Source organism: Providencia sp. wls1916 (genome assembly GCF_009706585.1).
Taxonomy (GTDB): Bacteria; Pseudomonadota; Gammaproteobacteria; order Enterobacterales; family Enterobacteriaceae; genus Providencia; species Providencia lanzhouensis.
The window spans coordinates 1-13,158 of sequence record NZ_WLUL01000012.1; the positions used below are offsets into that span (position 1 = coordinate 1).

Here is a 13,158-nt window from a genome sequence, read left to right on the forward strand (position 1 = left end):
AAATAACATCCAAGACCAAATTAATGGGCTGACACTGCATTCAACCCGTATTATCTACCCCCATGATGCCAAAAACGGGGTGACGTACACTATCACCAATAATACGGCGATACCGTATTTATTGCAGGCGCGCCTCTTGCCGTGGGAAGGGAATTCATCAAGCAAAACGGCGAACGAGAATACCGAAGCCGCCGATGAAAATTTGACGGCATTTATTGCTTTACCACCGTTACAGCGCTTCGAACCGGGTGAAACGCTCACATTGCGTATTCTTCAAAAACATCATTTACTCGCGCAAGATAAAGAGTCGATTGCGCAGTTGTCACTGACGGCGATCCCCGCGCAATCAAAAGAGGCGGCGGAAGGCGCGCAAATGATCCTTGCCGTACAAAATAATCTGAAGCTGTTTTATCGCCCCGCGGGATTACCGGAACATCATCTCGACAACATCGCCGAACAGCTGCAATTTCAGCGTACAAAAAACACGCTAACCCTGAAAAACCCGACGCCTTTTTATGTCACGTTAGCGTCACTGTCGGTGGGGAAGAACGCCCTGAATTTAAGTTCCTCACGCATGATCCCCCCCTTTGGGGAGGCGCAGTGGCCCCTTGATGCCAGCCATATGGGAAGCGACATTCATTGGCAGCTCATGGAAGACGATGGCGGAACCGACAAAATGAGAACACGCCAACTCTCAGCAATGTAACCACACCCGACAGATAAACACATTCACCCGATGCGCATTGGCAACGGGAGGATTCTTGCATTCGCAAGATAAAGGAAGACCATGAAAAAAGCCGATAAAATTGCTGAACACCAGCCAAAAAATCCTTTTTTCCGTTATCACCCGCTGGCGTGTGTATTGCTATTGGCGGTCGCGCCAACACAGGCCGAAGATTACTTTGATCCCAGTTTTTTAGGGGTTGCAGGTGAAAACACAGACGTGGATTTATCCGCCTTCTCACAAGCCGGTGGCGTTGCCGAAGGGGAATACACCGTTTCCGTATTTGTGAACCAACAGGACGTGGGGCAATTCACGCTTAATTTTATCAAAAATACCCACGGTGAAATCGCACCGGAATTAACCCCTGAGCAGCTCGACACCTTTGGGGTCAATGTGTCGCAAATTCCTGTCCTGAAAGACTTACCTAACGGCGAGTTTATTTCAGATTTAGGCGCCCTGATCCCACAAGCGACAACCCGATTAGATTTGTCACGCTTACGATTAAACATCAGCGTGCCGCAAGTGGCGATGCAATCTCAAGTCAACCGTAATGCGGATCCGTCATTATGGGACGATGGCATTCCGGCACTCATGGCGAACTATAACGTCAGCGCCGGTCGCACCACGAGCCGCTATGACCACGGCAAAAAAAATCAAAATACCAACGTCTTTGCGTCCGCACGATTGGGTGCCAATGCAGGGCCGTGGCGTCTGCGCAGTAACCTCACCCATTCCCGTTTCGAATACAGCGGGAGCGAGAACCAATCGGCCACGACCAACACCCAAACCTACTTTTCCAATACCACCCTATCACGGGATATTCGTGCATTACGCTCGACATTGTTAGTCGGTGAAAGCAGCACGGGCAGCGATGTGTTTGATGGTGTGCCCTTTAAGGGCGTGCAGCTAACCTCTAACGAGCAAATGCTGCCAAGCCAATTACGCGGCTATGCGCCGGCGATCAGTGGTGTTGCCAACAGCAACGCTCGCGTCACTATTCGCCAAAATGGCAATATCGTGTATGAAGCCTATGTGGCTCCAGGGCCCTTTTATATCAATGATATCCAGCAAGCGGGCTTATCCGGGGATTATGACGTCACGGTCACCGAAGCCGATGGCGCTGAGCGCCAGTTTGTAGTTCCCTACTCATCTTTACCCGTGATGTTGCGCCCCGGTGGCTGGAAATACGAAGTGGCCTCCGGTCGTTACAATGGCAACTTGACCACCAGCTCACGTCGTTCTGACTTTATTCTCGGTACTGCTGTTTATGGGCTGCATAACGATGTCACGGTGTATGGCGGCGCCTTGCTGGCAAAAGATTATCAATCTCTGAGTTTAGGAACAGGAGTCTCTTTAGGTGACTTCGGTGCTGTCTCCACGGACGTCACGCACTCATCGGCTAAATTTACTTATTCCAACCCAGTTACCAGCTCTAGCGAGCGAAAAACGGGGCAATCTTACCGTATCCGTTACTCAAAAAGCTTAATGGCAACCGGCACGTCGGTGGATTTAACTGCATTACGTTACTCCACCGAGCATTTCTATAATTTTAGCGAATTTAACAGCCAAGGTTATCGCCTTGAAGAGGGTCTTAGCCCGTGGACTTTACAGCGTCGTCGCAGCAGCTTCCAAACCCAGCTCAGCCAACAGATGCAACAGTATGGCTCACTGCATTTTCGCGCTAATCGTGATGATTACTGGGGCAGCAGCCGAACGTTAACGGGTTTATCCATGGGCTACAGCAACAGCTTTAAAGGGGTCAGTTACGGTGTGAACTACAATATCGACCGCGTCAAAGACAGTCGCAATCACTGGCCGGAAAACCGCCAGCTCTCTTTTAACTTAAGCGTGCCGTTCAGTGTGTTTACCCAAGACCGTGATTTACAGTCCATTTATGCCACCTACTCCATGAGCCATGACCAAAATGGGCGCACGCAAAATAATAGCGGCCTGAGCGGCAACATGCTGGATGGCAAGCTGTCGTATGGCGCGTCACAAAGCTGGGGAAATAAAGGGCAAATAGCCAACACCAACCTGAATGCGGGCTACCAAGGCGATAAAGGCAGTATCAGTACCGGTTATAGTTATAGCAATAATTCCCAGTCAATCAATATGAATGCCAGCGGCGGCGCCTTGCTCCACGCCGAAGGGCTAACCTTAAGCCGTTCGATGGGGGACTCTGTTGCACTGATTAGTGCACCGGGCGCCGAAGGGGTCAGTGTTAATGGTGGTTCTGCTGTCACGGATTGGCGAGGCTATGCGGTGGCACCTTATCTCTCCGACTATAACAAAAACAGCATTGGCTTAGACCCAAGCACACTGCCTGAAAACGTCGATTTGCCGCAATCCAATACCAACGTTTACCCCACCAAAGGCGCAGTGGTGAAAGCCAGTTTCCGTACCCGTATCGGCTACCAAGTGCTCATGACCTTAAAACAGGGGGCCAAATATGTGCCCTTTGGGGCGATTGCGACCTTAACCTCCGATAACAGCGCTGACAACATTAGCAGCATTGTCGGGGATGCCGGGCAGGTGTACCTGACGGGGTTACCAGAAACAGGAGAATTGTTGGTGAAGTGGGGAGAGACAGCCGCACAGCAATGTCAGGTGAAATTCGATTTACGCCATGTTGATGTCTCCGCGGATATGCCAATCCGTCAAGTCTCTTATCGCTGTGTCAGTGGGCAACCGCAAGCTCAGCCTATGGTATCGAATACACCAGAAACGCGTTAGTTATAGTCACCAGTAGGAGAAAAATAATGCAATTAGATCATCAAAAATGCTGGCGACAGACACCAGCGGAGGAGCACTATTATGCATAAGAATGAATCGTATTCTCGTAATAACACTTATTTGGGCACGGCTTGGAAATTGTTGTATGAGAAAAGTAAGTTAATGATATTAAGGTCTTACATATTAGCAATTTTTTATATTTTCAGTAGTCACTATAATATAGCTATCGCAGCAGAAACTTGGTCCGCCATATCAGGCAAAAGTACTTTGATACCTGATGTCGGATTGCAAAGCGAAAATCTTGAAGTAGGGGGTGGTAATTGGTTGCCTTATAATTACGTTTACCCTACCGCAATATCTATATCAACAATCAGTAATAGTGGTAGTTGTTCGTATCCGGAAAACTATCCTACATTTACTACGATTGATGGATATAGTGGGTTAAAAATTGCAGAGGGAATATTATTGATAATTGATGGTGCTGTTACAGGTACCACTAAGGCAACGACTAATTCAAACGCAACAAAAAACTTTACTATTAGTTTTAATGGAAGTGGTGGTGTTCCATATAGTTTGACTAATACTCTGAATATCCTTAGTACTGGATTATGTTCATCAGGGGTTGTACCACCGTCAGATAATCAATATACAGGGACAAGCAGTGTCAATGTACGTTACTCTTTGTATATTTCACCATCAGCGTCAGCTGGTACTTATGTGATCCCCGACTATTATTGGCGTAAAGAGTCGGGTTCTATTGCCTCGAAAATTTTTACTATTAGTAATAGCACTATTACTATTGAGAAACCAATGATGTGTACCATTAACACCCCGCCTAAGATTGATTTCGGTAAGGTCAATGTTTGGGATTGGGAAGGCAATACTTCCGGTACACCAGGGGGGAATCGTAAGGATGTTTTAGGGGTAGCTGATGGGAATTTTTCCATAAATTGCACAGGTGATAATAACGCTGTTACTCCTGCTAAATTAACACTTAAGGGAAACACTCAAGGTTATGCGAATGACTTAAAAATGACGATGGATGCCACCGGTGAAGTTGCTCCTGCAACCGTACGAGCGTCAATTAAATCAATCAAATCAGCATGCAGCTCTGACGGAATATATTTTGATCCCAGCACAAACCCTGAACCAGGAAATGTCGTGGATTTAGGTGGACTTACCGTCGGTTCACACCAAGTCCCTTACCGTTTTAGCCTCTGTGCGCTTGGAGAAGGCTTTAAATCTGGCGCCGCTTCTGCCACCGCCACCGTCACCATTGATTGGGAATAACCTAGGTGAGTTTTCTGGTCAAACAGTGATTATTCTAAATAATAACTAAAGCGGCTGATCATCATTTAAATTATGTTCTTTCCCTTTAAAAATTAACCATCTCTTTAAATTGTATCTAAAGAGATGGTTACAGCCATTCTCCACTATTCTTCTGAGATAAATTGTTCTTCATAAGCGTCTAGATGATGCTTAAAAAATTTCTCGAACTCTTCTGCTGACTCGACTAAAACCGTTACCTCGATGTATTGCTCACCAAACTTGTCTGAATGATCTTCAATCATGATAGATTTACAAAGGATCTCTTCATGGGTATCACTGCAATACAGTTTGCAGCTCACGGTACTGATATTGGGTTTATAAAACGGTGTTGGTACTAATTCACCAAAGACAAATCCCATTGGCGGGTCACTTTTTTCAAGTTCGCTCATCCCAATAATTTGGTCTTTGTAGATAATTTTATATTTCATTGGGAAGTCCTTTGTATCTCTTCACCATAAAATGTTATTTTAAAAAACCTCAAGCATTAAGAAACAAAATCACATCATAAAATTAACATTAAATAATAAACTTAAACATTACCCTCACAAAATCAAAACTAGCATATTATTTTATCATTACCAAATTAATTAGTTAATTTTAATGTGATAATGGTTTAATCAATATAATTTAGTTACCTTAATATAACTGGCTGATACTAAATATTAGCATTGAATTTTAATCAAGGGTCATACATTAAATGAGATGCTATTAATACCCTTCAGTATCACTATTAAAATTCTCTTACTGACTTTTAAAACTAAAGTATTAAGTCTTATTAAACTTCATGTTTAAGACATATTTTCACCAATAAAACGAGTATTTAATATATTAAAAATAATCATTACCTCCCCCAAGAAAACCCAATCAATAAAAAATTAAAAACCGAATATAATTCCAATAAAAACAACTAAATACAATAACACCACCAACAATTTAAATTATTTTCATCTCAACATTCAGATACATTCAAAAAGAAATATAAGGTACATAGAAAGCGAGCCACCTTATTAGATGCACCATCAAAAATTGCTTTTTATTACTTTTCTATATAACGAATTAAGAATTATCTTAATTTTTAGGCGGAAACATTTTTTACTAAAAAATTTATTACATACGTTTTTCTACTTATCCTAAATTTAAATTAGTCTAACTAAGTTAACTTAGAGTGATTCATTTTTATTTATTTAATTAGCCTTTTGATTTTTCAGAATAATAAGCATCACTTATTTATCATTAATTATTTTTATGCTTTAAGATTTTGTATCAAAATATGTTTAATTGTTTCAAATTGAAAGTATTTACATCCCTAAATTTGTTTTTCACACCTTTTAAGTGAGTATTAGTTATGTTAATATTTTTTTGATTTAAATTTCCTTGTATTTATAGGGATACATTTTTAAATGTGGTAACGATAATAAAGAAATGAAATTCATTCTCATAACTTTATTTTCCTAACAAAGAAAAATTAAACATCTCCTTTAAACATCTCTCATTAACTTATTAATGAGATGGCTTTTAGCATCTTTAATAAATAATGTATTAGTTTTTCTTGTATCAATTTAATACTTTTTTGTAAGCAAATAAAAATTACATATTTTTGAATGGAGAGAATGTAATCATGAATAAATATTTAGTTATCGCAGCCTGTATTGTTTCTTCTAATGCAATAGCTGCTTCTAATAATACAATACGTTTTCAAGGCGAAGTTGCTGATGAAACATGTACTGTAACAATTAATGGAAACACCGCGTTACCTGTTGTTTTATTGCCAACAGTATCAAAGAAAGACCTAGCATCATCAGGTAGTACTGCTGGTGAAACACCATTTACCATCGCAGTGAGTGGCTGTACAGGATCGACAACTACAGATACAAATATCAACACCATTTTTGTTGCTAACAATATTACATCCAGTAACCGCGTTGGTAATACTGGTACGGCAACTAATGTTTCTTTAGAACTCATTGAACCAACTGGTAGTAAAGCCGCACTTGATGTAACAGGTACTAAATCTAATGCTGGATTAGTATTAAAACAAAATGAAAAATCGGCAACTCATGACTATGCCGTTCGTTATTATGCTGAAGGTCAGGCTGAAGCGGGTACTGTGTTAGGAAGTGTTCAATATTCTATTTCTTATAATTAAGCCCCTAATCTCTCTTCTCAAAAAGAAGAGAGATTGTTTTTATAAAAAGAGCCAAATAATGAAAAAATTTATTTTTTTTATTCTTTTTATTTCTGCCTTTGTTTCAAGCGCATCAGCATCTGTCACGATGTTAAAAACTCGTGTTGTTTATCTGTCAGATACCAAGTCAGAAACATTAAAATTAAAGAATAACGACAATACCCCCTATATCATGCAAATCTGGACGGATATCGATAATCCGAATTCAACACCAGCCGATGCAGATGGCCCTTTCATTGTTCAACCGACAGTATTTCGTATTGAGCCAAATACAGGTAGAGACGCGAACTTAATTTATACCGGAGGAAGTTTACCTAAAGATAAGGAATCCCTATTTTATTTAAATTTAGTGCAAATTCCTCCTCGCGATGCTGCTTCAAGTGAGAATGAACTTTCTTTTTTAATTCGCCATCGTATTAAAATTTTCTACCGTCCAACATCACTCTCCTCAGGAGCCGATGACATAGGGAAACATATCTCATTTTCAGGCATAACGTCTTCAGGTATCGAAGTTAAGAACAACTCACCTTATTTTTTATCATTGAACTCTGTAAAAGTATTCGGTCAAGCAGGTGAAAAAATAGAATTAATACCAACAATGATCCCGCCATTTGCCAGTAAAAAATTGCCGCTTAAAGATGAAAAAACCATAAATTCAAAGCAAGACAAAGTCATATTCTCATTTACCAACGATTTGGGTGGTAATGTCGAATACACGTATAAATATAATTAGTGGATAAAAATAAGATGACAATCAGACGTTGTTCCTATTTAAGGAGAGAAAACCTATCGTTTAAATACAAGATTGCATCTTATTGCTTTATTGCTGTTTTATTTATCTCTAAAGCTAATGCTCAACATCATGAGCAATCATTTGTCTTTGACCAAAGTATGTTACTAGGTGGAGGGCAAAATATTGATATTAATAAATTTAGTGAGAATAACTATGTCCCAACAGGGCAATATTTAGTCAATCTTTTTGTTAACAGTAACTTCTATGAAAAAAAAGAGGTTGAGTTCAAGTTAGATAAGACAGATACCACCTCTCCATGTTTTTCACCTGAAGAATTAGAGTCTATGGGCATTTTGCTCAAAAAAGCCAATGCTTCCATAGAAACAGAATCCGCCCAATGCTTGTTTATTCAAGACATTATCCCTGACGCTAAAGTGAGTTTTGACTCTTCTAATTTAAGATTAAATCTCCTCATTCCACAGATTTATATCAAACAAGATGCTAAAGGATTTGTCCCGGAAAGTAGCTTAAATGCTGGAACAGCGATGCTTTTCGCTAATTATGATACCAACTATTACAAAAATAAGTCCAAAGGGTACAACTCTGATTATGCGTTTGCCAGTTTCAACGGGGGAATAAATTTAGGTTTATGGCAGTTTCGCCAACAAGCATCAATGAATTACACATCGACAGAAAATAATAATGGCAAAAAAACGAAATTTAATTGGATAAGAACTTATCTGCAACGTCCTATTGTTTCACTAAAATCGCAATTGTTAGTTGGTGAAATATCTACCGCTGGTTCAATTTTTGGCAGCCTTTCATTTAGAGGCATTCAGTTAATTTCAGATGATCGGATGCTGCCTGACTCGCAAAAAGGATATGCGCCCGTTATCCGTGGTGTCGCCACAACAACCGCTCGCGTCTCAGTAAAGCAAAATGGCGTTGAAATCTACCAAACGACGGTATCTCCAGGCCAATTTGAAATCACAGATTTATACCCAACCAGCTATGAAGGCGACCTGCTTGTTGAAGTTCAAGAAGCAAATGACAAGGTAACATCATTTGTTGTGCCTTTCTCTGCCGTACCTGAGTCTGTTCGCCCAGGATATACTCGCTATGCTATCGCGATGGGTGAATTGAAGAATTTCAACCGAATAAATAATCGGTTTGTTGATGCATCTTTTCAGCATGGTTTAACAAACATGCTAACGCTAAGCAGTGGTATCCGTGCAGCAGATAAATACTATGCGGCTTCTGTTGGAACAGTACTTGCGACTCAATTTGGTGCTTTTGGGCTACAATCCGCCTTTTCTAATGCTGATATCAATGGTGAAACTCATCAGGGCGCGCGAGTTGGCATAAATTACAGCCGTACTTTGTCGACAACAAATACGATTATTACATTAGCTGGCTATAAATATTCAACTGAAGGGTTTCGTGAATTAGCTGATGTTTTAGGTGTGAGAGGAATGAAATCAGAAAATGAAGTCTGGAACTCCAATACCTATAAACAAGAAAGCCAAATGGTGCTACACATCAACCAATCTTTAGGGGAGTGGGGACAAGTTTTTACATCGGGTTCAATCAATAATTATTATGGTAACCGTGAACGCGATACTCAATTCCAACTAGGGTATTCAAACACATATAAAAATATTGGATACAGTATTGTTTATAGCCAACAAAAAGTTGGACATGTTAACGACAATTACACGTATAGTGATCAACGTGATAATTCAAAAACCGATAAAATCGTGATGTTCACGGTTTCAGTCCCTCTGGGAGGGAGCTATGACTCTCCTATGCTGATGCTCGGTGGTACAAATAGCGACAGTAATTCCAGCTATCAAGCCAACCTATCTGGAATTATGGGAGAAGACCAAACACTCAGTTACAGCGTGAATGCCGACTATGATGCGAATAATAGAAATGTAAGCTCAGGAATTCATTTAACGAAACAATTTCCTGAAGCGACAATTTCCGGCAGTGTATCTAAAGGTGAAAATTATACTCAAGGCAGCCTTTCTGCTAGGGGAGCCATCGTTGCTCATGGTGGAGGAGTCACCATGGGTCCGTATGTTAGCGACACATTTGCGTTAGTTGAAGCGCAAGGCGCTAAAGGGGCTAGAGTGATTAATGGTTCTGGCGCTTCAATTGATAGGTTCGGATATGCAATTATCCCGTCTCTCATCCCTTATCAATACAATAACGTTGGCTTAGACAGTAAAGAAATTGAGGATAATCATGTTGCATTAGCTGAAAACTCCCAAAAAATTGCACCTTACGCAGGTGCCAACGTAAAACTGAAGTTTAATACATCCGTAGGTTATCCTATCCTTATTTCTATACCTCAATCTATATCATTACCTCTGGGTGCAGACGTTTATGATGCCAACAAACAAGTCGTTGGATTAGTAGGACAAGGAAATCAGATATACGCTCGAGTTGAACAATTGAATGGCACTCTATCCGTTGCCCAGCAATTAGGCGATTGCCACGTAACGTACAACATTCCTGATGACAAAAAAGCATTGAGTCTTATTTTATTAAATGAAACTTGCGAGTAAGTAAAGGCGATTAAAATGACAACATCTTCTTTTGCAAAAATATTGCTAGCCCTGCTACTTTCTTCTTTTACTACCTATACATTCGCAACATGCTATCGAATCACATCAATAAATACGAACTCTGGTAGCGTATATTATACCGAACCTGGAAAGGGAACGGCTGGTGCTTGGGGAGGGTCTACGGATTCATCGGGTACAATGGGTACAACGCCAAGAGTTATTAATATTAATAATAATAACTTTCAACCTTTAGGGTCTTTAATCGCTACAGGATATGTTTCTTTTTTAGATTCAGGTTCTGCACGTTATGAACCGGAACAAATTTTATTTCGTTGCACCGCTGATGAAGATGGGTTTTTAAAAGAATTCTATGCCACCAATGGTGATTCAGCATATGCTGGCATGTATCAAGCTAACCCTGCTTTAGGGCTCGATCAGACCTATACAACCATCGTTAATGGTGTCGGAATTAGAGTTAAGAATGTCAATACAGGGGAGTATTTTTCTCGCTATTGGAAATCTCGCCCACTAACAAATCTAGATAGAGATAGCCAAGGTTGGATTCTGGTTAAAGCCAAAAACTTTTCCGACTCAAGCATAGAGTTATTTAAAATTGACTATGGTTCAGGAGTTCCCGTGCCAAGCGTAACAACGGGGACTGTTTCTTGGACTCAACCTTCTACCTATACGGCGTTTAAATGTAAGCAATGCTCTTTAAACGTAACGGAGAATGCAGATTCCGCATACTACTATAATGGTTGGTATCTATATTGGCCCGGAGCCATTAATTTGCACCAAAACATCGTTGTTAGACGAGCCGCCACTTGTATGGTTGAAAACGTGACACCAAATGTATTTTTCCCATTAATCTCTAAGAATGAGATCGATAATAATGTGAAAGTCACCGCGCCTATTAATATTCGATTTCAGTGCCAATCCGGCTCCCCTGCAAATAGCGGACTTTCAGGGTTTGTCAGCGGAACCGCAAATACACAAACTGCGATGGGTTTTTTACCTAACCCAGCAAATATTACCTCTGCCATTCAAGAAAACTTAACCGTTAGTTCGGGATCCGGAGTCACGCATTTACTGTCAAATGGGTATGGCATGCCAAACATTGCAACAGGCGTCGGGGTTAGATTGTATCAACTGAACGGCACGGCTTTAAATTACCTATCGTCTTTATCAAACACCGGTCAAGGAGCGGCTAATGGGTGGTACCCTGTTCTGACCGATGCTATTTCTGTTGGTGTAGTCAATGGCGTGACGACGTATTCTAAAACAGTCAATGCCTCACTTGAAAAGATCCCAGGTAAAGTCGTCAAACCCGGAAAGTTTGATGCAACTGTTCAAGTGATTATTCAGGTTCAATGACAATGAAATCTACCTTATTCGCGTTAATGATCTTGCTTTCTTCTTATAGTCAGGCAGCAATGATGATTGAAGGCTCACGGGTTATCATCAAGCATTCTCAAAGAGAAGCAACATTGCCCATTAAAAATACCAGTAAATACCCAGTTATTATCCAAAGCTGGGTTGATGATGGGGCTCCCGATGGCACACCAGAAAAAGCAAGTCACTCTCCTGTCATTGCTATTCCTACTATTTTCCGCCTTAATGAAAACGAATTAAAATACATTCGGTTAGTTAATAAATTTATGCCATCTTCAACAGACAGAGAATCACTTTATTGGCTAAATTTATATGAAATCACACCGACCCCTGACAATGAAAAAGGCAATGCCAGTATTATCAATGTCGCAGTCAGGCTACAAATTAAGGTCTTTTACCGACCTGATAACCTTAACGCGACCATTGGTGAAATAAGCGATCAAATCCAATTTACGTTAGATAAAGGAAGCCAACGCTTAACTATCAAAAACCCCACCCCTTTTTATATTACGTTCAATAAACTACAAATGGGTAAAACAGAAGAACAACTACCGACCATGTTATTGCCCCCCTTTTCGGAGCAACAGACTGAAATTAAAAAAGATAATACTAATAACAAGATACTGTTTAGCCTCATTGATGATTCCGGTGAACAAAATCATTATGAAAAAGAAATAATTGTCCGCTGATAATTCAACTCACCATGCTTCGAATTGGTTTTTGAGTAAAAATAAGCAGTGAAATAGTGATAGATAAATCGCAAATAACCGTATTTTGATGATGAGCCTTAATAGGTGCTATCCCCTTTCGCCCTCTTATGCGGAATGATGTATACTTGCCGGCAGGAAATTTATTCACGGTTAATTAATGATGAAAGAAACTGAAAAAACACAGATTAAAACGCTTAGCGACCGCTTAGACCTTATTCGTCACCAAATGGCAAGTATGCAACTGTCGACCCAAGCGGAAAAATACGCCGAGCTCGAAAAAGAAAAAGCGACGCTGGAAGTTGAAATCGCTCGTCTGAAAGAAATGCGTAACAAGAAGCTAAGTAAAGAAGCACAGAAATTGATGGATATGCCATTCAAGCGCCCTATCACAAAGAAAGAGCAAGCGGATATGGGCAAACTGAAGAAATCCGTACGAGGCCTCGTTATTGTCCACCCAATGACAGCATTAGGTCGCGAAATGGAGTTGGATGCTATGACCGGTTTTTCTAAGACTGATTTTTAATAAGAAAAATTTGTCTTAGATCTTGTTTTGCCTAGATTAAAAAATGCGCGGTTTCTATATTGGAAAGCGTGCAGTTCTCTGACAAATTGTGTGCTGCGAACAGAACGGACGCGGTAACCGACCATAAGAATGGCAAGTAAACTATAGTAATCGACCTCTCTGGAAACCTGACCATTTCCCTCTAATCGAACTATCCGGAACTTCAGGATGATTGAGTTTTGAGCAAGTCTTTATAGATTAAGACAAACTACAAAAAATG

At 40.5% G+C, this 13,158-nt stretch carries 11 protein-coding genes; 9 read left to right on the plus strand and 2 right to left on the minus strand.

Annotated features, from left to right (window positions below; all coding sequences use genetic code 11):
* The 3 genes from GKR61_RS07885 to GKR61_RS07895 all read left to right on the plus strand — a co-directional run.
* Window positions 1–706, plus strand: a 706-nt coding sequence (locus GKR61_RS07885) for a fimbrial biogenesis chaperone (protein ID WP_154599736.1), incomplete at its 5' end; no start/stop codon positions are given.
* An 81-nt stretch (window positions 707–787) separates the two neighbouring features.
* Complete coding sequence (locus tag GKR61_RS07890) at window positions 788–3,457, plus strand: fimbria/pilus outer membrane usher protein (RefSeq protein ID WP_154639712.1); 2,670 nt, start codon at window positions 788–790, stop codon at window positions 3,455–3,457.
* A gap of 81 nt (window positions 3,458–3,538) precedes the next feature.
* The gene (locus GKR61_RS07895; RefSeq protein ID WP_154639713.1) at window positions 3,539–4,747 is read left to right on the plus strand and encodes a hypothetical protein; all 1,209 of its coding nucleotides are present in this window, start codon (window positions 3,539–3,541) and stop codon (window positions 4,745–4,747) included.
* Window positions 4,748–4,890: 143 nt separating this feature from the next.
* Here the strand turns inward: GKR61_RS07895 and GKR61_RS07900 are convergent, their stop codons facing one another.
* A complete protein-coding gene (locus tag GKR61_RS07900; protein WP_154599738.1) occupies window positions 4,891–5,214 on the minus strand; it encodes a hypothetical protein in 324 nt (107 codons plus the stop codon).
* A 1,190-nt stretch (window positions 5,215–6,404) separates the two neighbouring features.
* Here GKR61_RS07900 and GKR61_RS07905 point away from each other — a divergent pair.
* The 6 genes from GKR61_RS07905 (at window position 6,405) to GKR61_RS07930 (ending at window position 12,899) form a co-directional block, all read left to right on the plus strand.
* Window positions 6,405–6,932, plus strand: coding sequence for a fimbrial protein (locus GKR61_RS07905; RefSeq protein ID WP_036950066.1), 528 nt, complete (start codon window positions 6,405–6,407; stop codon window positions 6,930–6,932).
* Window positions 6,933–6,990: 58 nt separating this feature from the next.
* Window positions 6,991–7,704 (plus strand): fimbrial biogenesis chaperone, encoded by a 714-nt coding sequence (locus GKR61_RS07910; RefSeq protein WP_154599740.1) that lies wholly within the window; start codon window positions 6,991–6,993, stop codon window positions 7,702–7,704.
* 14 nt (window positions 7,705–7,718) lie between these two features.
* Complete coding sequence (locus GKR61_RS07915) at window positions 7,719–10,274, plus strand: fimbria/pilus outer membrane usher protein (protein WP_051422589.1); 2,556 nt, start codon at window positions 7,719–7,721, stop codon at window positions 10,272–10,274.
* Window positions 10,275–10,289: 15 nt separating this feature from the next.
* A complete protein-coding gene (locus GKR61_RS07920; RefSeq protein WP_036950069.1) occupies window positions 10,290–11,648 on the plus strand; it encodes a fimbrial protein in 1,359 nt (452 codons plus the stop codon).
* A gap of 2 nt (window positions 11,649–11,650) precedes the next feature.
* A complete protein-coding gene (locus GKR61_RS07925) occupies window positions 11,651–12,355 on the plus strand; it encodes a fimbrial biogenesis chaperone (RefSeq protein WP_051422591.1) in 705 nt (234 codons plus the stop codon).
* A gap of 181 nt (window positions 12,356–12,536) precedes the next feature.
* Entirely contained in the window at window positions 12,537–12,899 is a 363-nt protein-coding gene (locus GKR61_RS07930; protein WP_036950146.1) for a YibL family ribosome-associated protein, read from the plus strand.
* Here GKR61_RS07930 and rhuM read toward each other — a convergent pair.
* Window positions 12,896–13,111, minus strand: a complete 216-nt coding sequence (rhuM, locus tag GKR61_RS18030) for a RhuM family protein (RefSeq protein WP_442959310.1) — start codon at window positions 13,109–13,111, stop codon at window positions 12,896–12,898. The two genes, GKR61_RS07930 and rhuM, sit on opposite strands and share 4 nt — an antisense overlap.
* Window positions 13,112–13,158: the final 47 nt, after the last annotated feature.

Bases quoted from the DNA above. Each gene is read 5' to 3' on its own strand.
- GKR61_RS07905 (WP_036950066.1), top strand. From the start codon at position 6,405: ATGAATAAATATTTAGTTATCGCAGCCTGTATTGTTTCTTCTAATGCA.
- GKR61_RS07900 (WP_154599738.1), bottom strand. From the start codon at position 5,214: ATGAAATATAAAATTATCTACAAAGACCAAATTATTGGGATGAGCGAA.
- GKR61_RS07920 (WP_036950069.1), top strand. From the start codon at position 10,290: ATGACAACATCTTCTTTTGCAAAAATATTGCTAGCCCTGCTACTTTCT.
- GKR61_RS07915 (WP_051422589.1), top strand. From the start codon at position 7,719: ATGACAATCAGACGTTGTTCCTATTTAAGGAGAGAAAACCTATCGTTT.
- GKR61_RS07910 (WP_154599740.1), top strand. From the start codon at position 6,991: ATGAAAAAATTTATTTTTTTTATTCTTTTTATTTCTGCCTTTGTTTCA.
- GKR61_RS07890 (WP_154639712.1), top strand. From the start codon at position 788: ATGAAAAAAGCCGATAAAATTGCTGAACACCAGCCAAAAAATCCTTTT.
- GKR61_RS07930 (WP_036950146.1), top strand. From the start codon at position 12,537: ATGAAAGAAACTGAAAAAACACAGATTAAAACGCTTAGCGACCGCTTA.
- GKR61_RS07895 (WP_154639713.1), top strand. From the start codon at position 3,539: ATGCATAAGAATGAATCGTATTCTCGTAATAACACTTATTTGGGCACG.
- GKR61_RS07925 (WP_051422591.1), top strand. From the start codon at position 11,651: ATGAAATCTACCTTATTCGCGTTAATGATCTTGCTTTCTTCTTATAGT.